Genomic DNA, 21,289 nt, shown 5'->3' on the forward strand with positions numbered 1-21,289 from the left:
GCGCTGATCCAGCGCAGGTTTCACCCCATCGATTGGAGTAAACTGGCCGCCGTAATACTTCCCGGAGATAAGCATGACTACCCAACGTCACTACTCGCCGATTGACCGCCTGCTGCTGCAAGCCGACATGGCCATGCGTACGCTGCTGCCGTTCAGTGGCCAACCTTATCGCCCGTCGCCGGCCATCGTGCAGCCGGAAGCGCAGATGAGTGACGAGGATACCCGGCACGTCGCCGGCCTGATGCGCATCAATCACACCGGGGAAGTCTGTGCCCAGGCGCTTTACCAGGGCCAGGCCCTGACAGCCAAACTGCCGCAGGTGCGCCAGGCCATGGAACATGCCGCCGAGGAAGAAATCGACCACCTGGCTTGGTGCGAACAACGCATTCGCCAATTGGGCAGTCATCCCAGCGTGCTCAACCCGCTGTTCTACGGTCTCTCATTCGGGATCGGCGCTGCCGCCGGCCTGATCAGCGACAAGGTCAGCCTGGGGTTCGTCGCCGCCACCGAGGATCAGGTCTGCAAGCACCTGAACGATCACCTGGAGCAATTGCCTGCGGAAGATGAAAAGTCCCGGGCCATCCTCGAGCAAATGCGCATCGACGAGGAACACCACGCCGAAACGGCCCTTGAGGCTGGCGGCTTCCGCTTCCCGGCACCGGTGAAGTTCGGCATGAGCCTGCTGGCCAAGGTCATGACCAAGAGTACCTACCGCATCTGAAGCCGCACTCCGGACACAAAAAAGGGCGCTTGAGCGCCCTTTTATTTTGTCCACGAAACCTGCCGGCGCTCAGCCCAGCTCGACAATCTCGTAATCGTGGGTAATGGCGACGCCCGCAGCGCCAAGCATGATCGAGGCCGAGCAGTACTTCTCGGCGGACAGCTCAACGGCGCGCTTGACCTGGGCCTCTTTCAAGCCACGGCCCTTGACCACGAAATGCAGGTGGATCTTGGTAAAGACCTTCGGATCCTCGGTGGCACGCTCGGCCTCGAGGAAGGCCTCGCAGCTTTCAACTGCCTGGCGCGACTTCTTCAGGATGCTGACCACATCGAAGTTGCTGCAACCACCTACGCCCAGCAGAAGCATCTCCATCGGACGAACACCCAGGTTACGCCCACCGGCTTCGGGCGGGCCATCCATGACTACCACATGGCCACTGCCCGACTCCCCGAGGAACATGGCTTCGCCAGCCCATTGGATGCGTGCCTTCATCGCCCAGACTCCACTGCTTTTAAAAAGGGTCGCCAGCTTAGCACAGGGTTTTGCACTGGCTGTGAGCTCCATCGTGATGCCAAAAGCAGCCCACATGTAAGAAAATTCTTAAATCTGCATGGGATGTGTCTGTTAAGCTGACGCCAAATGAATGGCGCATCGCCAGCTTTCGACGCCGATGCTTTCCGCCCCATAAGAAACCACCCATACCGTGCAGGCTTTCCGGGATACAACCATGGTTGCCATTACCCCTACTCCCAAGATTAAAAATCTCGACAAGCTGCTGATGCATTGCCAGCGCCGTCGGTATCAGGCCAAAAGCAACATCATCTGCGCCGGTGATGTGGCCGACAGCCTGTACTTCATCATCAAGGGGTCGGTGACCATCCTCATCGAGGACGATGACGGTCGGGAAATGATCATCGCCTATCTCAACGCCGGGGACTTCTTCGGCGAGTTGGGGCTGTTCGAAGATCCCGGGCATGAACAGCTGCGCAGTGCCTGGGTGCGAGCCAAGGTGGAATGCGAAGTCGCCGAGATCAGCTACGCCAAGTTCCGCGAGCTGTCACAGAACGACCCCGACATTCTCTACGTCCTCAGCGGGCAGATTGCCCAGCGCCTGCGCAATACCACGCGCAAGGTCGGTGACCTGGCCTTCTTCGATGTAACTGGGCGAGTCGCCCGTTGCCTGCTGGAATTGTGCAAGCAACCGGACGCCATGACTCACCCGGACGGTATGCAGATCAAGGTCACCCGCCAGGAGATCGGCCGGATCGTCGGCTGCTCTCGGGAAATGGTCGGTCGCGTCCTCAAGGACCTGGAAGAACGCAACCTGGTACACGTCAAGGGCAAGACCATGGTGGTCTTCGGCACCCGCTAAACCGGCAGGAAGCCCCTGAGCATTTGCCGGTAGAGGCTGTCCAGGCGTGCGATCGCATCCGGGGCGGCAAAAGCCTCATGCAAAGCGATATGACTCTCGGCCCGACAACGCTGCTCCAGGCCGCAAGCCTGATTGAATGTATTGACCGCGCCCACCATCGACTCGCGCTCGTTCTCCAGCAGCAGCGCACCATGCACCAGGCCCACCGGCCTCTGGCCACCTTTGCTCTGGCGCCAGCGCTGGGCTGTACCGACCATCTTGCGGCCATCGAGATTGACGTTGAAGCGTCCGTCACAGAAGGCGCCGTCTACCTCTCCCAGCGAGGGGGTACCGCCCAGCTCAATGAGCAGGTCGCAGATCGGCTGGCACAAGCGGCGATAAGCGGTTTCGATCCGGCCCTGGTCCCCCTCGCTACGAGGCGGGGCATAGACCAATGCGATGTTCACCGTGGCGGCTGACTGAGGCACAGGCTCACCGCCGGTCTCGCGCAGCAAAACCGGCCAACCGTTAGCCTCCGAGGCCAGGCAGGCCTGTTCGAAACCGGGCAAGCGACTCAGGCGTCGAGGCATGACCAGCGCCCGATCGCTGGGCTGCCAGAACAGCAGGCCGAACTCCTGTTCGCCGGCACATACCTGGGCCAGCAGATCCTGCTCGGCCTGCAGGCCGGCTTCGACGCTAAGGGCAGTGGGTTGGATCATGGCAATGCAGATTCCTTGGCAATGGATATGAAAAAGCCGGCATCGCCGGCTCATTCATCGTCACAGTTTCAGTCCAGGGTCGACCCCGTGACCGGCAAACCACGCTCCGGGAAAAACAGGCGCTGCAACTCAGTACCCGGGTTCTCGGCACGCATGAAGGCTTCGCCGACCAGGAACGAATAGACATCGCTGATTTCCATCAGCTCGACATCGGCCCGGTTGAGAATACCGCTCTCGGTGATCACCAAGCGGTCGCGAGGAATCCGCGGCAGCAGGTCGAGAGTGGTTTCCAGATCGACATCGAAGGTGTGCAAGTTGCGGTTGTTGATCCCGACCAGCGGCGTATCCAGGGTCTTCAAGGCCCGTTCCAGCTCATCGCCGTCATGTACTTCCACCAGTACGTCCAGGCCAACGCCCTTGGCTACCGCCGCCAGCTCCGCCATCCGCACATCGTCCAGCGCAGCAACGATCAGCAGCACGCAGTCGGCACCCAGCGCCCGGGCCTCGACGATCTGGTACGGATCGATCATGAAGTCCTTGCGGATCACCGGCAGCTTGCATGCCGCCCGAGCCTGCTGCAGATAGCTATCAGCGCCCTGGAAGTAGTCCACATCGGTAAGCACCGACAAACAGGTGGCGCCGCCCTTCTCGTAGCTCCTGGCAATCTCGGCGGGAACGAAGTCCTCACGGATCACGCCCTTGCTCGGCGAGGCTTTCTTGATCTCGGCGATCACCGCAGGGTGCTTGAGCCTGGCCTGCTCTTGCAGGGCCCTGGCAAAACCTCGCGGGGCATCGGCCGCCCGCGCCAGGCTCTCCAGTTCGGCCAGGGTAGTGCGCGCGCTGCGCTCGGCAACCTCCTCGACCTTGCGGGCGAGGATCTTTTCCAGAACTGTCGGCACACTCATCCTTCATTCTCCTGCTTGAACACCGCGGTAAAGGCGCCCAGTTCCTCGAGCTTTTCCCGGGCCAGGCCGGTGTGCAAAGCGTCGTGGGCCAGGGCGACCCCTTCTTTGAGGCTACTGGCATGGTCCGCCGCATACAGGGCGGCGCCGGCATTGAGTACGATCATTTCAGCGGCCTTCTGGCCATGCTCGGTCTTGCGCCGCCCCAGGGCATCACGAATCAGCTCCAGGGACGCCGCCGGGCTTTCCACCACCAGGCCGAACAGGCTCTGGCTCTTGATGCCCAGGTCTTCCGGCTGCACCCAATACTCGGTGATCTGGTCGTTTTTCAGCTCCGCGACATAAGTCGGCGCCGCCAGGCTGAACTCATCCAGGCCATCCTGGGAATGCACCACCAGTACATGCTTGCTGCCCATGCGCTGCAACACTTCGGCCAACGGCCGGCACAGGGCTTGGGTGAACACGCCCACCACCTGGTGCTTCACACCGGCCGGATTCGTAAGCGGGCCGAGCATGTTGAACAGCGTGCGCAGGCCCAGGTCCCGGCGCGGGCCGGCGGCATACTTCATGGCGCCATGGTGGGATTGGGCGAACATGAAGCCGATGCCGACGTTATCGATGCAGCGTGCCACCTGCACGGGCGTCAGGTTCAAATAGACCCCGGCCGACTCCAGCAAGTCGGCGCTGCCACTCTTGCCAGATACGGCGCGGTTGCCGTGCTTGGCCACGGTGCAGCCCGCGGCCGACACCACGAAGGCAGAAGCGGTGGAGACGTTGAAGATGTTGGCACCGTCGCCACCGGTACCGACCACATCCACCACACCGTCGAGGGTCTTGAGCTCAACCTTGTCGGCCAGTTCGCGCATCACCGATACGGCACCGACGATCTCGTCGATGCTTTCGCTCTTCATGCGCATGGCCATCATGAAAGCGCCGATCTGTGCATCGGTGCATTGACCGGTCATGATCTGGCGCATGACATCGCGCATCTCATCAGTACTCAGGTCCAGGTGGCCGACGATACGGCTCAGGGCAGTCTTGATATCCATGAAAAGTCCTTAGCGCGTGCCGCCGCTCTGTTTGAGGAAGTTGGCGAACAGCTCGTGGCCCTGCTCGGTGAGGATAGATTCAGGGTGGAATTGCACACCCTCGATATTCAGTGTCTTGTGGCGCAGGCCCATGATTTCGTCGACCGAACCATCTTCCAGCTGGGTCCAGGCAGTGACTTCAAGGCACTCGGGCAAGGTCTCGCGCTTGACCACCAGGGAATGGTAGCGAGTCACGGTCAACGGCATGTTCAGGCCACCGAACACGCCCAGGTCGCGATGGAATACCGGGCTGGTCTTGCCATGCATCACTTGCCGGGCCCGCACCACCTGGCCACCGAAGGCCTGGCCGATGGACTGGTGGCCCAGGCAAACGCCCAGGATCGGCAGCTTGCCGGCGAAATACTTGATCGCCTCGAGGGAAACGCCAGCCTCGGTCGGCGTGCAAGGGCCAGGCGAAACCACGATGCGCTCGGGCTTGAGCGCTTCGATCTCGGCCACGGTCAGCTCATCATTGCGCACCACCTTCACCTCGGCTCCCAGCTCGCCCAGGTACTGCACGACGTTGTAGGTAAAGGAGTCGTAGTTATCGATCATCAGCAACATAAGTGGAAACTCCTCAAGCCTTGGATGCGGGGGATTGTTCAGCCAGTGCCACGGCACGGAACATTGCTCGACGCTTGTTCAGCGTCTCTTCCCACTCCAGGGTCGGTACCGAGTCGGCGACGATGCCGCCACCGGCCTGCACATGCAGCTCGCCATCCTTGATCACTGCCGTACGGATGGCGATGGCGGTGTCCATGTTGCCGTTCCAGGCAAAGTAACCCACGGCACCGCCGTAGACCCCGCGCTTGACCGGTTCCAGCTCATCGATGATTTCCATGGCGCGGATCTTCGGCGCGCCGGACAGAGTGCCCGCCGGCAGGATCGCCCGTAGTGCGTCCATCGCCGTCAGGCCTTCCTTCATTTGGCCGGTGACGTTGGAGACGATGTGCATCACGTTGGAATAACGCTCGATGACCATCTTCTCGGTGAGTTTCACCGAACCGATCTCGGAGACCCGCCCGGTGTCATTGCGGCCCAGGTCGATCAGCATCAGGTGCTCGGCGATTTCCTTGGCATCCGACAGCAGATCCTGCTCCAGGGCCTGGTCGGCTTCTTCGGTAGCACCCCGCGGGCGAGTACCGGCGATCGGGCGCACGGTGATCAGGTTGTCCTCGACCCTGACCAGTACCTCCGGCGAACTGCCCACAACGTGGAAGTCGCCGAAGTTGAAGAAATACATGTACGGCGTCGGGTTGAAGCAGCGCAGGGCCCGGTACAGGTCGATGGGCGCGGCGGTGAAGTCGATGGACATGCGCTGGGAGGGCACCACCTGCATGCAGTCACCAGCCAGGATGTATTCCTTGATGGTCTCCACCGCACGCTCGTAGTCGTCCTGGGTGAAACTGGAGCGAAACACCGGTTCGCCGGCAGGCGGTCGGTCCAGGTCCAGCCCACGGCGCGGCGCGATTGGCTGGCGCAGCTGCTCGAGCAGTTCTTGCAGGCGTGCCTGGCCAGACTCAAAGGCATCGCCCTGGCTCGGGTCGGCCAGCACGATCGTGTGCATCTTGCCCGCGAGGTTGTCGAACACCACCACGGCGTCGGAGACCATCAGCAGGATATCCGGCACGCCAAGCGGATCAGGGTTCGGGCACTGGCCCAGGCGCGGCTCCACATAGCGCACACAGTCATAACCGAAATACCCCACCAGGCCGCCATTGAAGCGTGGCAGGCCGGCGATGGTCGGTACGTTGTAGCGCGCCTTGAATTCTTCGACGAAGGCCAGCGGATCAGCTACTTCGCGGCTTTCGATCTCGACGCCATCATGGGTCACGCTGATCCGGTAGCCGTGCACCCGCAGCACGGTGCGGCACGGCAGGCCGATAATCGAATAACGCCCCCATTTCTCGCCCCCCTGCACCGACTCCAGGAGATAGGAGTTGGGCTGGTCGGCCAGTTTCAGGTAGATCGACAACGGGGTGTCGAAGTCGGCAAGGGTTTCGCAGGCCAGCGGGATACGGTTGTAGCCGGCTGCTGCCAGGCGCAGGAATTCTTCGCGAATCATGGGATGCCTCGTGGCTGAGGGTCTAACAGTCAGGTATGCAAACGTGCCGGCAGGGCCGGCCAGACAAAAATCAGGCGCGCCAACGCCAACGGGCCAAGGCCTTGATGACTTTCATCCAGAGTTTGCGAGTGACCACCACGATGGAATTTCCAGAAGGGGATGGAACAGCGTCGGGCAACGTTATCTCAGCGGCAGGTTCTAAGCAACCGGGGATCAGCGCCCGCAGATCGTCGATCACCAGAGCCGGCGACTCCTCGGCGATCGGCCGCCCGTGGTTGTAGCCGTAGCTCAGAGCCACACACTTGACCCCAGCCGCCTTGGCCGCCAATACATCACTGCGCGAGTCGCCGACGAACAGCGATTGCGAAGCCGGAATACTGGCCATTTTCATGACGAAAAACAGCGCCGCCGGGTCGGGCTTCTTCTGTGGCAGCGTATCGCCGCCGATGATCCAGCGGAAATAGCGACCGATGCGCATCTGATCCAGCAAGGGCGCGACGAAGCGCTCCGGCTTGTTGGTGATCAGCGCCAGCTCGACCCCTTGCTTGTACAGCCACTTGAGGGTTTCCCGGGCACCGGGATAGACCACCGTCAGCTCGTGGCTCCCCTCATAAGCCGCATTGAACAGCTCCAGGGCATGCTCGGCCTCAGCATCATCGATCCCCTGGGGGTCCAGGCTATTGGCCAAGGCCCGGCGGACCAGCATCGGAGCACCGTTGCCGACCCAGTTGCGCACGGCCTCGACTCCCGCCGCAGGCCGCCCCAGCTTGAGCAGCATCTGATCCACGGCGGCAGCCAGGTCAGGCACCGAGTCGACCAGGGTGCCATCCAGGTCGAACATCACCAGCCGTGGCAGGTTCCCGCAGAACAGCTGCTCGAATGCACTCATGATCGAGCCAGCGCCAGCTCGGCGCGCATTTTCTCGATCACTTCCTGGTAGTTGGGCGCATTGAAGATCGCCGAACCGGCGACGAAGGTGTCCGCGCCGGCTGCGGCGATCTCGCGGATGTTGCCGACATTCACGCCGCCGTCGATTTCCAGGCGGATATCCCGACCGGAGGCATCGATCAGCGCTCGCGCTTCACGCAGCTTGTCCAGGGTGCCAGGGATGAACTTCTGCCCGCCAAAGCCCGGGTTCACGCTCATCAGCAAGACCATGTCGACCTTGTCCATCACATACTTGAGTACATCCAGCGGAGTCGCCGGGTTGAACACCAGGCCGGCCTTGCAACCGCCTTCGCGGATCATTTGCAGGGAGCGATCCACATGCAGCGTGGCCTCCGGGTGGAAGGTAATGTAGGTGGCGCCCGCCTCGATGAAGTCGCCAATGATGCGATCCACCGGACTCACCATCAGGTGCGCATCGATAGGGGCGGTGATCCCGTACTTGCGCAATGCCGCGCAGACCATCGGGCCGATGGTCAGGTTCGGCACATAATGGTTGTCCATGACATCGAAGTGGACGATATCGGCCCCGGCGGCCAGGACATTGTCCACTTCCTCGCCCAGGCGGGCGAAGTCGGCGGAAAGAATCGACGGAGCAATAGCGAAGGGCTGCATGACGCACCTTTGTTGAGCAGAATCACGATGGCGCGCATTGTATACCTCATGCTTTGGAGCGCACACCGTAACCTCGATGATCAGTAGGCCGCCCGATAGATCTGCTCGATATCGGCGGGACTCAGCTTGCGCGGGTTATTGCGCATCAGCCGCTCGATACCCGCGGCCTCCTGGGCCATGCTCGCAAGTGCCTCCTCGGGCACGCCGAAACTACGCAAGCCCCTGGGTATCTCCACCGCGGCACACAGGGCACTCATCGCCTCCACCGCCCGGTCAGCCGCCTCGTTGGCACTCAAGCGCGCCGTACGCACCCCCATGGCTGCGGCGATATCCTGCATGCGCTCGACACAAGCCACCTTGTTCCAGGTCATGACATAGGGCAGCAGCAAGGCGTTGCTGACCCCATGGGACACGTGAAAACGCCCGCCCAGGGGATAGGCCAGGGCATGCACCGCGCCCACTCCGGCATTTCCGAAGGCCATGCCGGCCATCAAGCTGGCGGTCGCCATGTCTTCCCGAGCCTGCAGGTTGGAAGGATTGGCAAAAGCCTTGGGCAGGGCCTTGGCGATCAAGCGAATGGCGCCGATGGCCAGGGAGTCGGTGATCGACGAAGCATTGAGTGAAAGGTATGCCTCGACGGCATGCACCAGGGCATCGACACCACTGGCTGCGGTCACGCTGCGCGGGCAGGTCAGGGTCATCTGCGGGCTGACCAGGGCCACGTCCGGCAGCAGATAGTCACTGACGATGCCCTTTTTCAACTGCGCGGCCTTGTCCGAGAGGATCGCCACGTTGGTCACCTCCGAGCCGGTGCCGGCCGTGGTGGGAATGGCGATCAGCGGCGGCCCCTTGCGTGGCACCTGGTCGACCCCGAACAGATCCTGCAAGGCGCCGTGATACCCGGCATAGGCCGCAACACTCTTGGCGATATCGATGGCGCTACCGCCCCCCAGGCCGACCAGGCCGTCATGTCCCCCTTCGCGATAGACCTGCATGCAGTCCTCGACGATGGCGATTTCCGGATCAGGCCGCACCCGGTCGAAAATCTCGTAGTCACGCCCTCCCAGGTGCGCCAGCGCCATCCCCACCGTGCCGGACTCAAGCAGGATGGCATCGGTGACGATCAAGGGGTTATCCACATCCAGGCGGGTCAGTTCGGCGCCCAACTGTTCAATGGCGGTACTGCCGGTGAGCAGCTTATGGGCAATCTTGAAAGAGGAAATACTCATGTGCGCAGCCTCTTATATAAAGATGAAAGCTGGCACAAGCGTAGCTGGGGATTGCAAAACCGGGTCGCCGTGATGCCCGATCGGCATCACGACAGGGAAAGCCGGTGGTTCCTCGCTACGGCACGAGCCCTCACCATGGTCGGGCTGGAATGCCCCGCGCCCTTGCAGGCATCAGGCAATCCAGGTCCTTGGATGGAGCCATTGTGGTTTTCGGCGGCAACCAGACCCTTGCCGCAGATCAGGTTATCGCTCGGCCCAGGACTCAAACCTGGGCCGTACGCAGTTTTTCGCTGCGCCCACGCAGCCACTCCAGGGTCAGCAGCAGGATCACCGAGAAGGCGATCAGCAGCGTGGCCGCGGCGGCGATGGTGGGGCTGAGGTTCTCGCGAATACCACTGAACATCTGCCGGGGCAGCGTCGCCTGCTCGGGGCCGGCGAGGAACAGGGTCACCACCACTTCATCGAACGAGGTGGCGAAGGCGAACAACGCGCCACTGATCACCCCCGGGGCGATCAACGGCAGGGTCACCCGGCGGAAAGTGGTCAGCGGCGAGGCGCCCAGGCTGGCTGCCGCCCGCACCAGGTTGTGGTTGAAGCCCTGCAAGGTCGCCGAGACGGTGATGATCACGAACGGCACCCCGAGCACCGCGTGCACGATGATCAGCGACAAGAAGCTGTTGCCCATGCCCAGCGGGGCGAAGAACAGGTAGCTGGCGACCCCGATGATCACCACCGGCACCACCATCGGCGAGATCACCAGGGCCATGACCAGCGACTTGCCGGGAAAATCGCCGCGGGTCAGGCCGATGGCCGCCAGGGTGCCGAAGACCATGGCCAGCACAGTGGCCGCCGGGGCCACGATGATGCTGTTCTTCAGGGCGCGCATCCATTCGGCGGAGGCGAAGAAGTCCTGGTACCAGTGCAGCGAGAAGCCCTGCAGCGGATACACCAGGAAGCTGCCCGAGTTGAACGACAACGGGATGATCACCAGCACCGGCAGCACCAGGAACAACAGGATCAAGCCGCAGAGGATCCGCAAGCTGTAGAACCAGACCCGCTCGACGGGCGACATGTAGGGGCTCAGCATTTCGATTCTCTCCTTAGCTCAGGCGCAAGCGACTGGCGCCCACCAGCCAGCTGTAGATCAGGTACAGCACGATGGTCGCCAGCAACAGCAGGCCGCCCAGGGCGGTGGCCATGCCCCAGTTGATGCTGGTGTTGGTGTAGAAGGCCACGAAGTAGCTGACCATCTGGTCGTTCGGGCTGCCCAGCAGGGCCGGGGTGATGTAGTAGCCGATGGCCAGGATGAACACCAGCAGGCAACCGGCGCCGACCCCGGCATAGGTTTGCGGGAAGTACACCCGCCAGAAGCTGGCGAACGGATGGCAGCCCAGGGAGATCGCCGCGCGCATGTAGGTCGGCGAGATGCTCTTCATCACGCTGTAGATCGGCAGGATCATGAACGGCAGCAGGATGTGCACCATGGAGATGTAGACCCCGGTGCGGTTGAACACCAGCTCCAGGGGCTTGTCGATCACGCCCATGGCCAGCAAGGCGCTGTTGATCAGGCCGCCGGATTGCAGGAGCACGATCCAGGCCGCTACCCGCACCAGGATCGAAGTCCAGAACGGCAGCAAAACCAGGATCATCAGCAGGTTGCTCTTGCGCGCCGGCAAATTGGCCAGCAGGTACGCCAGGGGATAGGCCAGCACCAGGCAGATGGCGGTGATCACCAGGCCCATCCAGAAGGTCCGGGCGAAGATGTCCAGGTAGATGGCCTGGTCCGGGGTCGCCGGGGCCAGTTCGCCCAGGTCGTCGATCCGGTGGTCCAGCGCCGCCAGCAGATAGTAGGGAGTCAGGCTGCTGGTATTGCGCCGGATCGCCTGCCAGTAGGCCGGGTCGCCCCAACGCTCGTCCACGCCCTCCATGGCTTCTTTGTAGGATTCGGGCTCGGCCTTGAACGGCAAGGCGCGGGCGGTCTTGGTCAGCAGGCTGCGATAGCCGGCCAGTTCCATGTTCAGGCGCTTGGACAGGTCGCCCAGGCCCTGGTTCTTGCGAGCCTCGGCCAGGTCTTCGCTCAAGGCCTTGTAGGCGGCCTCGCCGGGCAGGCCGCGGCCGTCCCAGGCATTCACGGCCACCACCGTGCGCGGCATGCCGCCGACCACTTCCGGGTTGCCGACGCTCTTGTACAGCAGCGCCACGATCGGTACCAGGAACACCAGCAGCAGGAACAGCACCAGCGGCGCGATCAGGGCCTGGGCCTTCCAGCGGTTGACCCGCTCGGCACGGGCCAGTCGCTGCTTGAGGGTCGGGCCGGCGACCGCGTCCAGGGAAACGGTGATGGTCATGACAAACTCCGCGAATCGATCTTTCGAATACACCACCGACAGGAGCGGGCCAGCCCGCCCCTGCCACTAGCGATGGTTACTTGGCCGCCCAGGCGTTGAAGCGCTGTTCCAGCTGCTCGCCGTTGTCAGCCCAGAAGCTGACGTCGATCTGCACCTGGTTGGCGATGTTCTCCGGAGTGGTCGGCATATCCTTGAGGATGTCCTTGGCCAGCAGCGGCACGGCCTGGGTGTTGGCCGGGCCATAGGCGATGTTTTCCGAATAGGTCTTCTGCTGCTGCGGCTGCACCGAGTAGGCGATGAACTTCTTCGCCGCTTCGGCACGGGTCTTGTCCAGGCCCTTGGGGATGGCCCAGGCATCGAAGTCGTAGATGCCGCCGTTCCACACCACCTTCAGGTTGCTTTCCTTCTGCACCGCGGCGATCCGGCCGTTGTAGGCCGAGCTCATGACCACGTCGCCCGAAGCCAGGTACTGCGGTGGCTGGGCGCCGGCTTCCCACCACTGGATGTTGGGCTTGAGCTCATCGAGCTTCTTGAAGGCACGGTCCTGGCCATCCTTGCTGGCCAGCACCTTGTACACGTCCTTGGGCGCGACGCCGTCGGCCATCAGGGCGAATTCCAGGGTGTACTTGGCCCCCTTGCGCAGGCCGCGCTTGCCCGGGAATTTCTGGGTGTCCCAGAAGTCAGCCCAGCTGCCTGGCGGCGCCTTGAGCTTGTCGGCGTTGTAGGCCAGCACCGTGGACCAGACGAAGAAGCCCACGCCACACGGCTGGATGGCGCCCTTGACGTAGTCTTCGCCCTTGCCGAACAGCGCCGGGTCGAGGGGTTCGAACAGGTCTTCGTCGCAACCGCGGGACAACTCGGGGGACTCCACTTCCACCAGGTCCCAGGACACGCTCTTGGTGTCGACCATGGCCTTGACCTTGGCCATCTCGCCGTTGTATTCGCCGGCGACGATCTTGCCGTTGCCCGCCGCTTCCCACGGAGCGTAGAAGGCTTTGACCTGGGCCGCCTTGTTCGCCCCACCAAAGGACACCACGGTCAGGTCCGGTCCCGCCGCCAGGGCGTGCGCCGCCCCCAGCATGCCCAGCGTCAGGGCTGTGAGTTTCAGGGATCTCAGCATTTTATTGTGTTCTCCACGTGCAGGTTGGTGTTGCAGGGGGGGCGATCAATTCGCCTCTAGAAGCGGGTCGAGCGCACGAACGTGCTCGACTTGCCAGCCAAGCGGTACCACGTCACCCACCGCCAGCGCGGGATCGAGCTCGGCGATCGGCTGTTTCACGAAGAAGTCGCTCTTGCCGCAGACTTCCAGGCGTACCCGGACGTGGTCGCCCAGGTAGATGAACTCCGCCACCCGCCCGGAAAAGCGGTTGGCGCAGTGTTCGCTGGAACCGTTGAGGCTCACCCGCTCCGGGCGGATGGACAGGGTCACCGGGCCGCCGACCTGGCCGACGTTGACCGCCAATGCCTCGACTTTCTCGCCACGCCCCAGCTCCACCACGCAGCGCTCGCCGTCATGGCTGTGCAGGCGGCCGCTGAGGCGGTTGTTCTCGCCGATGAAGTTGGCGACGAAGGTGTTCTTCGGTTCTTCGTAGAGGGTCCGCGGCGGGGCGATCTGCTGGATCTCGCCCTGGTGGAACACCGCCACCCGGTCGGACATGGTCAAGGCTTCGCCCTGGTCGTGGGTCACGTAGACCACGGTCACGCCCAGGCGCTGGTGCAGGTGCTTGATCTCCATCTGCATGTGCTCGCGCAGCTGTTTGTCCAGCGCCCCCAGGGGCTCGTCCATCAGCACCAGCTGCGGCTCGAACACCAGGGCCCTGGCCAGGGCCACCCGCTGCTGCTGGCCACCGGACAGCTGCGCCGGATAGCGCTGGGCGAAGGAGTCCAGCTGGACCATGCTCAGCACGCGCTTGACCCGCTCGCTGATGTCGGTCTTGCCCAGGCCCCGTACCGACAGCGGGAACGCCAGGTTCTCGGCCACGGTCATGTGCGGGAACAGCGCGTAGTTCTGGAACACCATGCCGATATCGCGCTTGTGCGGCGGCACATTGTTGATCGAGCGTCCGGCCAGCTGGATCTCGCCGGCAGTCGGGGTCTCGAAACCGGCCAGCATCATCAGGCTGGTGGTCTTGCCGGAGCCGGACGGCCCGAGCAGGGTGAGGAACTCGCCCTTGCGAATTTCCAGGTTGAGGTCTTTGACGATCAGGTTTTCGCCGTCGTAGCTCTTTTGCACACCACGAAAGCTGACCAGAACATCATTGGCCCCAGCGCTTGAATCGACCTCGCTCATACCCGCACCTTTTTGTTTTAGACGGCTGTAGGGCAAGCCTAGTGCAGCCCACAAGGCCCGGAAATCGGGGGGTAGGAGAGATTCGCCTCAGCCGCCTGGAAGGTCGCCTGTAGGGATTGCCCTACAAGAATGGCGGAAACAGACAAGAGCAGAGGCCAGCTTGAAGCAACAAGCCGCAAGAACAGGCAAAGGCCGGGAAGTGGCGATGTCGTAAACGGATATGCCCCGCCAATGCCTTGGCCAGGACCATCGAGCTCGAGGCGTATCCATTGTGGCGGGGGAGCTGGCTCAGAGCAGCTTGTGTTCCATGGCGTACTTCACCAGTTCGGCCAGGGAGGTGACGTTGAGCTTTTGCATCAGCCGCGCCTTGTGGGTGCTGATGGTCTTGTTGCTCAAGGCCAGTTGCTGGGCGATGTCATTGACATTGGCACCCTGGGCCAAGCGCTCGAACACCGAGAACTCGCGCTCGGACAACAGCGAATGCAGTGGCCGGGCATCGGTGAGGCCGACCTCGAAGACCATGCGGTCCGCCAGTTCCGGATCGATGTAGCGCCCACCGGCGGCGACCTTGCGGATTGCAGTCAGCAGCAACGACGGATCACTGTCCTTGGTGGCGTAGCCGGCGGCGCCGATCTTCAGGGCTCGGGCGGCCATCTGCGCCTCGTCATGCATCGACAGCACCAGGATCGCCGGCGGATCGCTCAGGGCGCGGATCCGTGGGATGGCTTCCAGGCCGTTCACCCCGGGCATGGAGATATCCAGCAGCACCACCTCGCAAGGCACCTGGCGCAGGGTCTCCAGCAGTTGCTCGCCATTGCTCGCCTCCCCCACGACCGTCAGGTCCTTGGCCAGGCCGATCAGTTGCTTGATGCCTTCGCGGACAATGGTGTGGTCTTCGGCTACCAGTACACGAATCACGCGGTTCTCCTCGTTATTGTTGTAGGTCCAGGGGCACACGGACGGTCAGGCTGGTGCCCTCCCCCGGCTCGCTGTGCAGCGCCAGGCTACCGCCCATGATCAGCACCCGCTCGCGCATGCCCACCAGGCCAAAGGAGGTCGGGCGCGTGGCCTTGGTATCGAACCCCAGGCCATCGTCGCTGATGCTCATGCACAACTGAGGTCCGTCCAGCACCAGGGACAGCTCCACAGTATGCGCCTGGGCATGGCGCATAACGTTGGTCAGGGCTTCCTGGAGAATCCGGAACAGGCCGATGGCCTTGGCGTCGCTCAGGCGCGGCAGGTTATCCGGCACGTCCACCAGGCACGGGATCTGCGTGCGCGCCTCGAAACGCCGGGCCTGCCATTCAATGGCCGAGGCGATGCCGGCATCCAGGATCGGCGGGCGCAAGGCCGTGGCCACGTCCCGCACCAGTTGGAACAGTTGGGTGATCAGGCGCTTCATGCTGTTGAGGCGCTCGTTCAGTCCAGGGTCGAGCTGGGCGTAGGCCAGCTCGCACATGGAGGTCTCCAGCTTGAGCACAGTGAGCATCTGCCCCAGCTCGTCATGGACCTCCCTGGCAATGCGGGCCTTTTCCTCTTCCCGCACGCTCTCCAGGTGCGCCGACAGCTCACGCAGCTGCTCGCGGGAACTGGCCAGCTCCAATTCGATGCGCTTGCTCTCGCTGATGTCCCAGACAATGCCGTCCCAGACGTAAGTGCCGTCATCCAGTTGCCGGGTGATCGCCTTGATCTCGGCCCAGCGCTGCTGGCCCTGGCGGGTGAGGATGCGCCCCTGCCAGGACCAGTCACTGTCGGTGTCCAGGGCCTGGTCCTGGGTCTGGTGGTAACTGGCCTTGTCGTCCGGGTGCACCAGGCTGCGCAAGCCCTTGTCCCGGTGGGCCAGCACCGCAGGCGAATAGCCCACCAGGGTCTGGCTGCCCTCGCTGATGTAGGCGAAGTCGATCTGTCCGCTGACCGGCGCCCGCTCCAGGCGGAACACCAGGCCCGGTACGTTGGCCGCAATGCCCTGCAGGCGCGCTTCGCTCTCACGCAACGCGGCCAGGGCGCGACGGCGCTCGGTGACGTCGGTGAGGTAGACCACCAGGTACTCGCTCTGGCGAAAACGCAGGAAGCTCAGGGACACATCCGTCGGCAGGATGCTGCCGTCGGCCCGCACGCATTGAGTCTCGAAACTCTGAGCACCCTCCGCGCTGGCCCGGGCACGCCTCCAGAGATTGAGCCAGCGGTCCATGTGCAGGTTGGGCTCGAAATCGATCAGTGGCCGGTCGATCACCGCCCCCGGCGGATAACCGAGCATCTCCTCGGCGGCGCGGTTGGCGTAGCGTATGTGGCTGTCCCAATTGACCCAGAGAATGCCCACGGTGCTCTGGTCGATGGAAAACTGGGTCAGGCGCAGCGCCTCTTCACTGGCCGCACGCAGGGCAATGTCTTCGCGCGCGGCCAATAGCCGTTGCTCCAGCCCGCGCTGCTGGCGCCGCTGCCAGAACACCACCGCCAGGCTGGCCAACAGGCACAACGCCAGCAACAGGCTGAGACTACGCCAGTTGCCTGGAGACTCGCCCAGGCGCGAGTACTTGGGCTGCAACCAACGGTTATGCACCTGCTCCAGCTCCTTAGCCGGAATCGTCCGCAGGGCGATTTGCACGATGCTGGCCAGCTCCGGCCAGTCGCGACGGGTGGCGACCCGCAGCAACTGCGGCAGGCCGATATCCCCTACGACCGTCAACCCGGCGAACTCCGCTTGTGCCGATAAACGGCTGAGCTGGGCCTCATCCACCACCGCATAGCGGGCCTGCTGGCTGAACAGCAACTGCAACGCCTGGCGCTCCTGGGGCACGCCCTGCAAATTCAGGTTGGGGTAGGTCAGGCGCAGATAGTCAGCCACTGCACTGGGCATACGCACCGCTACCCGGGCCTGGGCGTCGAGTTTTTCCAGCTCCACCGCACCGGAACCCTTCTGCTCCCCCACCACCAACTGCGGGACGCGCATGTAGGGATCGCTGAATAACCACAGGCGCAGCCCCGCCGGGGTCTGGGTCAAGCCCGGGGCCATATCGATCTCGCCATCGTGCAGGGCTTGTTCCAGCTGGGCCTGGTCGGGAAAGTTACGCCAGCTCAGCTCGATGCCCAGGGTCCGGGCCAGGGCCTGCATCAGCTCGACGTTGGCCCCGGACAGCCGCTGCAGGCGCCGGTCGTATTGGGCGAAAGGCGCTTGCAGCACCAAGCCGACACGCAACTCGGGGTGCTGTTCCAGCCACTGGCGCAGCTCGTGGCCAAGCGGCGCGGTCGGCCCATGGGGCGCGGGTGCGGCCTTGCCTATCAAGGGAAGGCACAGGCAGCCGATAAGCAAAAGGCAGCGAAAGCGCATCATCCGAAGTCTCACACCCTGACAAATACTGACCAACCCATTAGGCTGCCGGAATTAATTCTGGCCTGGAATATCCGATGTCCCTTGTCCACCGCTCGGCACTGTCCGCATTGTGCCTGTCGCTGATCCTGCCTTGGACCTTTTCTGCACAAGCCGCCGATCCGGCTGAGCAGGCCAAGCCCACCGAGCCACAACCCGAGCAGCGCCAGCCGTTGCCCGAACGCAGCCTGGAAGAGGCCGCAGCCCTGGAGCGCCAGCTACCGACCCAGGAACAACAGCAGTTGCAGGCTGGCGCCAGCAGCTTCCTGGCACTCTGGAAACCGGCCAATACCAGCGAACCCAAGGGCGTGGTGATCATCATTCCCGGGGCCGGCGAAAGCGCGGACTGGCCGCAAGTCATTGCGCCGTTGCGCAACAAGTTGCCGGATACCGACTGGGGCAGCCTGAGCCTGACCCTGCCGGACATGCAAAGCGAAGCAGCCCAGCCACGGATCGTCGAGGCGACGCCGCCTGCGCCGGTCGATACAGCCAATACCGCCAAGGACGCCAGCACCGAAGCCAAACCCATCGAGCAAGTCGCCGGCGGTGAAGCCGAGGTGGCCGATCATCCGGTCGCCGAAACCACCGAGGAGCAGGTCAAGGCCGACGCCGAGCGTATCTTCGCCCGGGTCGACGCGGCCCTGGCCTTCGCCGAACAGCAGAATGCCCGCAGCATCGTGCTGCTGGGGCATGGCACCGGTGCCTACTGGGCCGCTCGCTACTTGAGCGAAAAACAACCATCCCAAGTGCAAAAGCTGGTGATGGTGGCCGCACAGTCACCGGCCAATGGCAAACCGCAACTGGTGGAGCTGACCCAGACCTTGAAGTTGGCCACCGCCGACTTTTTCTATGTCGACCAGGCCTCCGCGCGCAAAGCGGCCCTGGAGCGCCTGCAGGCCAGCAAGCGCCTGAAGCACTCGAACTTCAGCCAGATTGCCCTCAAGGCCCTGCCTGGCAACAACAGCGCTCAGCAAGAACAGCTGTTCCGCCGGGTGCGTGGCTGGCTCAACCCACAAAACAGCGAGAGCTGAAGACGCCGGGCCGCTGCCGGACAGGCAGCGGCCCTGGTGCATCGACCCTCAGCGAAAATCCCGGCGCTGGCGTACCAGCGCATAGGCGCTGTGCAGCTCCCGGGTCTTCTCCGTAGCCTCCCGTACCTGCTCCGGCGTAGCACCGCTGCCGGCGACCTTGTCGGGGTGGTGGCGGCTGAGCAACCGCCGGTAGGCACGCTTGATCTGCGCAGGCTCGGTGGTCGCCGCGACCCCCAGCAGGCGTAGCGCCTCTTGGTAAGTCATGGCGCTTTCGACCGGGTGTCTCCTGGCGGGACCATAGTCCTGGGCCAATGCCTGGATCTGCTCGCTGGTCCAACCCAGCCATTTGCCCCAGAGCTGGATCAGTTCGCGCTCCGCCGTACCCACTCGACCGTCGGCCCAGACCATGCGCCAGCAAGCGCGCAACACGCCTTCGGCGGCATGGGGCTGCTCTCCCAGGCGACGCAAATAACCGCGCAGGCGGTCATTGCCCGACTTGCCCCGATTGAATGCAGCAATCGCCCGGCGTTGCGCGACTTCGTTCATCTCCAGCGAGCGCATCTCCTGGCGCGCCTGCTGGATATGCCCGTCGCCCACTCGGCCGTCGCTTTTCGCCAGGCGCCCAAGCAGCACGAACAGCAATTCATCGTTGCGCAGCGCCGGTCGACCACCCAGGCGCTCGCGGACATGGGCCCAGTTGTACAGTTGCAGGCGCCGATCCAGCGCCTGCCCCAATAATGCACCGAGCATGGCCCCCGGAATGCTGGCAATGGCAAAGCCCGCCCCGGCTCCTATCAGAGTCCCTGGCCACCACATATCAGCGCCCCGCTTGCAGCAGGTCTTCGACCTGCGCCAGGCGCTCGACGGTTCCTACATCGATCCATTGGCCGTGCATGTGCTCGCCGCTGACCTGGCCCTGGGCCATGGCTTCACGCAGCAGGGGCGCCAGCTTGAAAGCGCCGCCAGCGCAGTGCCGGAACAGTTGAGGATGCAGTACCGATATACCGCTGTAGGTCAGGGTCGCCGCTCCTGGCTGGCCATCGTGCAGCAGGCCGTTCTCCAGGCAGAAGTCCCCCCGGTAGGGTGATGCGCCGGGTTGTCCACCATGACCAGATGGGCCAGGCCGGCCAGGGGGCGGCGCAGGGTGGCGAAGTCATAATCGGTCCAGATGTCGCCATTGACCACCAGGAAAGGCTCCTCGCCCAACAACGGCAACGCCTGGAAGATCCCGCCGCCGGTCTCCAGCGGCTGGCCTTCGGCCGAGTAACGGATGCTCAAGCCCCAGCGCTGGCCGTCGCCAAGAGCCGCCTCGATCTGCTCGCCGAGCCAGGCGTGATTGATGACGACCTCGCGAAAGCCCGCGGCCGCCAGGGCCCGCAGGTGATACTCAATCAGCGGTACGCCCGCCACCGGCAGCAAGGGCTTGGGCGTGGTCAGGGTCAAAGGGCGCATGCGCTCGCCCTTTCCAGCGGCCAGGATCATAGCCTTCATGCTTGGGCACCCCTTGGCTGCTCCAGGCTGCGCAGCAGTTGCCCCAACTCTGCCAGCTCGGGGCGACGGGCCAGAACAGCCTCTATATAAGCCAGGAAGCGGGGAACATCGACCAGGTAGCGGGGCTTGCCGTCACGGTGGCAGATCCGCGAGAAAATACCGATCACCTTCAGGTGACGCTGCACCCCCATCAGGTCGCTGGCCCGCAGGAACTCCTCGAAGTCTTCCTGGACCGGGATACCCGCTCCCCGCGCCTGGTTCCAGTAGGTGTCCAGCCAGCCGCGCACACGAGGCTCCGGCCAGCTGAGAAATGCATCCTTGAACAGGCAGGTGATGTCGTAGGTGACCGGGCCGTAGACCGCGTCCTGGAAGTCCAGCACCCCTGGGTTCGGCTGGCTGAGCATGAGGTTGCGCGGCATATAGTCACGGTGTACCAGCACCTTGGGCTGGGCCAGGGCGCTGTCGATCAGCAGGTCGCTGGCTCGTTGCCACTGCTGGCGCTGTTGCTCATCCATGACAATCCCCAGCTCACGGCCGACATACCATTCGGGGAACAGCTCCAGTTCGCGGCGCAGCAGGGCGACATCGTAGCTGGGCAGTGGCGCGCTCATGGGCAACTGCTGAAACGCCAGCAACGCCTGCAATGCATCCTCGAACAACCCATCGGCATTGTGCTCGTCGATCACATCCAGATAGGTCTGGTTGCCCAGATCGTTGAGCAGAAGGAACCCGCGCGTCAGGTCCTGTGCATAAATTTTCGGCACGTTGATGCCGGAACTCGCCAGCAAACCGGCGATATCGACGAAGGGCTTGCAGTTTTCCTGGGGGGGCGGAGCGTCCATCACCACAAAGCTGCGGTCAGCGCCCTGCCAACGGAAATAACGGCGGAAACTCGCGTCGCTGCTGGCCGCGACCAATGTAGCCGGGGGGACTTCACCCCAGCCCTGTGCTGCATAAACGATCGCCAACTGCTCATCGAGCCAAACTTTCAGGTGTTGCAAGCGTACATCTTGGTCAGGCATTACAAGGGTCTCCGACGGCCCTAGCCGTCAAGCGGGTCATGCTTTATTATCCAGCATCTTTTTCAGACCATCGAGAGGCGTGCGGCCCACACCGCGGGCAGATGG

At 63.3% G+C, this 21,289-nt stretch carries 20 protein-coding genes and 1 pseudogene; 3 read left to right on the plus strand and 18 right to left on the minus strand.

The window, feature by feature from the left end; all coding sequences use genetic code 11:
* Positions 1–73: 73 nt before the first annotated feature.
* Positions 74–721 (plus strand): 2-polyprenyl-3-methyl-6-methoxy-1,4-benzoquinone monooxygenase, encoded by a 648-nt coding sequence (coq7, locus tag I9018_RS29290; RefSeq protein WP_068575551.1) that lies wholly within the window; start codon positions 74–76, stop codon positions 719–721.
* A gap of 69 nt (positions 722–790) precedes the next feature.
* On the opposite strand, the gene I9018_RS29295 is transcribed toward coq7, so the two are convergent.
* On the minus strand, positions 791–1,213 hold the full coding sequence (locus I9018_RS29295; protein WP_058434063.1) for an OsmC family protein: 423 nt from the start codon (positions 1,211–1,213) through the stop codon (positions 791–793).
* 235 nt (positions 1,214–1,448) lie between these two features.
* Here I9018_RS29295 and crp point away from each other — a divergent pair, with 235 nt between their 5' ends.
* On the plus strand, positions 1,449–2,093 hold the full coding sequence (gene crp / locus I9018_RS29300) for a cAMP-activated global transcriptional regulator CRP (protein ID WP_068575553.1): 645 nt from the start codon (positions 1,449–1,451) through the stop codon (positions 2,091–2,093).
* Here crp and I9018_RS29305 read toward each other — a convergent pair.
* The 14 genes from I9018_RS29305 to I9018_RS29370 all read right to left on the minus strand — a co-directional run bounded on the left by I9018_RS29305 (position 2,090) and on the right by I9018_RS29370 (position 17,604).
* Positions 2,090–2,791 (minus strand): lipoate--protein ligase family protein, encoded by a 702-nt coding sequence (locus I9018_RS29305; protein WP_241108142.1) that lies wholly within the window; start codon positions 2,789–2,791, stop codon positions 2,090–2,092. The two genes, crp and I9018_RS29305, sit on opposite strands and share 4 nt — an antisense overlap.
* Before the next feature lie 68 nt (positions 2,792–2,859).
* Positions 2,860–3,696: an indole-3-glycerol phosphate synthase TrpC gene (gene trpC / locus I9018_RS29310; protein WP_068575557.1), complete on the minus strand. Its 837-nt coding sequence runs from the start codon at positions 3,694–3,696 to the stop codon at positions 2,860–2,862.
* Entirely contained in the window at positions 3,693–4,742 is a 1,050-nt protein-coding gene (gene trpD / locus I9018_RS29315) for an anthranilate phosphoribosyltransferase (protein WP_068575558.1), read from the minus strand. The genes trpC and trpD overlap by 4 nt, the downstream gene beginning before the upstream one ends.
* Before the next feature lie 9 nt (positions 4,743–4,751).
* Complete coding sequence (locus tag I9018_RS29320; RefSeq protein ID WP_068575560.1) at positions 4,752–5,345, minus strand: aminodeoxychorismate/anthranilate synthase component II; 594 nt, start codon at positions 5,343–5,345, stop codon at positions 4,752–4,754.
* Between the two features lie 13 nt (positions 5,346–5,358).
* The gene (trpE, locus tag I9018_RS29325) at positions 5,359–6,846 is read right to left on the minus strand and encodes an anthranilate synthase component I (protein WP_241108143.1); all 1,488 of its coding nucleotides are present in this window, start codon (positions 6,844–6,846) and stop codon (positions 5,359–5,361) included.
* A gap of 70 nt (positions 6,847–6,916) precedes the next feature.
* Positions 6,917–7,735: a phosphoglycolate phosphatase gene (locus I9018_RS29330; RefSeq protein WP_241108144.1), complete on the minus strand. Its 819-nt coding sequence runs from the start codon at positions 7,733–7,735 to the stop codon at positions 6,917–6,919.
* Positions 7,732–8,406, minus strand: coding sequence for a ribulose-phosphate 3-epimerase (gene rpe, locus I9018_RS29335; RefSeq protein WP_022641405.1), 675 nt, complete (start codon positions 8,404–8,406; stop codon positions 7,732–7,734). The genes I9018_RS29330 and rpe overlap by 4 nt, the downstream gene beginning before the upstream one ends.
* Before the next feature lie 80 nt (positions 8,407–8,486).
* Positions 8,487–9,635 (minus strand): iron-containing alcohol dehydrogenase, encoded by a 1,149-nt coding sequence (locus I9018_RS29340; protein ID WP_241108145.1) that lies wholly within the window; start codon positions 9,633–9,635, stop codon positions 8,487–8,489.
* Positions 9,636–9,897: 262 nt separating this feature from the next.
* On the minus strand, positions 9,898–10,722 hold the full coding sequence (locus tag I9018_RS29345; protein WP_068575567.1) for an ABC transporter permease: 825 nt from the start codon (positions 10,720–10,722) through the stop codon (positions 9,898–9,900).
* A 13-nt stretch (positions 10,723–10,735) separates the two neighbouring features.
* The gene (locus I9018_RS29350) at positions 10,736–11,983 is read right to left on the minus strand and encodes an ABC transporter permease (RefSeq protein WP_241108146.1); all 1,248 of its coding nucleotides are present in this window, start codon (positions 11,981–11,983) and stop codon (positions 10,736–10,738) included.
* 76 nt (positions 11,984–12,059) lie between these two features.
* Positions 12,060–13,103 carry an ABC transporter substrate-binding protein gene (locus I9018_RS29355; protein ID WP_022641412.1) on the minus strand — a complete coding sequence of 348 codons (1,044 nt, stop codon included), beginning with the start codon at positions 13,101–13,103 and terminating at the stop codon, positions 12,060–12,062.
* Between the two features lie 45 nt (positions 13,104–13,148).
* Entirely contained in the window at positions 13,149–14,273 is a 1,125-nt protein-coding gene (locus I9018_RS29360) for an ABC transporter ATP-binding protein (protein WP_068575571.1), read from the minus strand.
* 288 nt (positions 14,274–14,561) lie between these two features.
* Positions 14,562–15,191 carry a response regulator transcription factor gene (locus I9018_RS29365; RefSeq protein ID WP_068575573.1) on the minus strand — a complete coding sequence of 210 codons (630 nt, stop codon included), beginning with the start codon at positions 15,189–15,191 and terminating at the stop codon, positions 14,562–14,564.
* A 13-nt stretch (positions 15,192–15,204) separates the two neighbouring features.
* Entirely contained in the window at positions 15,205–17,604 is a 2,400-nt protein-coding gene (locus I9018_RS29370; protein ID WP_241108147.1) for a sensor histidine kinase, read from the minus strand.
* 74 nt (positions 17,605–17,678) lie between these two features.
* On the opposite strand from I9018_RS29370, the gene I9018_RS29375 reads away from it, so the two are divergent.
* Entirely contained in the window at positions 17,679–18,671 is a 993-nt protein-coding gene (locus I9018_RS29375) for an alpha/beta hydrolase family protein (RefSeq protein WP_241108148.1), read from the plus strand.
* A gap of 48 nt (positions 18,672–18,719) precedes the next feature.
* On the opposite strand, the gene I9018_RS29380 is transcribed toward I9018_RS29375, so the two are convergent.
* From I9018_RS29380 to I9018_RS29390, 3 genes and pseudogenes are all read right to left on the minus strand, one after another.
* Positions 18,720–19,487, minus strand: a complete 768-nt coding sequence (locus I9018_RS29380) for a TerB family tellurite resistance protein (protein WP_241108149.1) — start codon at positions 19,485–19,487, stop codon at positions 18,720–18,722.
* A gap of 1 nt (position 19,488) precedes the next feature.
* Positions 19,489–20,162: pseudogene (gene murU / locus I9018_RS29385) on the minus strand (N-acetylmuramate alpha-1-phosphate uridylyltransferase MurU).
* On the minus strand, positions 20,159–21,184 hold the full coding sequence (locus I9018_RS29390; RefSeq protein ID WP_241108150.1) for a phosphotransferase: 1,026 nt from the start codon (positions 21,182–21,184) through the stop codon (positions 20,159–20,161). The pseudogene murU and the gene I9018_RS29390 overlap by 4 nt, the downstream one beginning before the upstream one ends.
* Between the last annotated feature and the right edge of the window lie 105 nt (positions 21,185–21,289).

This window comes from Pseudomonas sp. MPFS, from assembly GCF_022537035.1.
GTDB classification, from domain to species: Bacteria; Pseudomonadota; Gammaproteobacteria; order Pseudomonadales; family Pseudomonadaceae; genus Aquipseudomonas; species Aquipseudomonas sessilinigenes.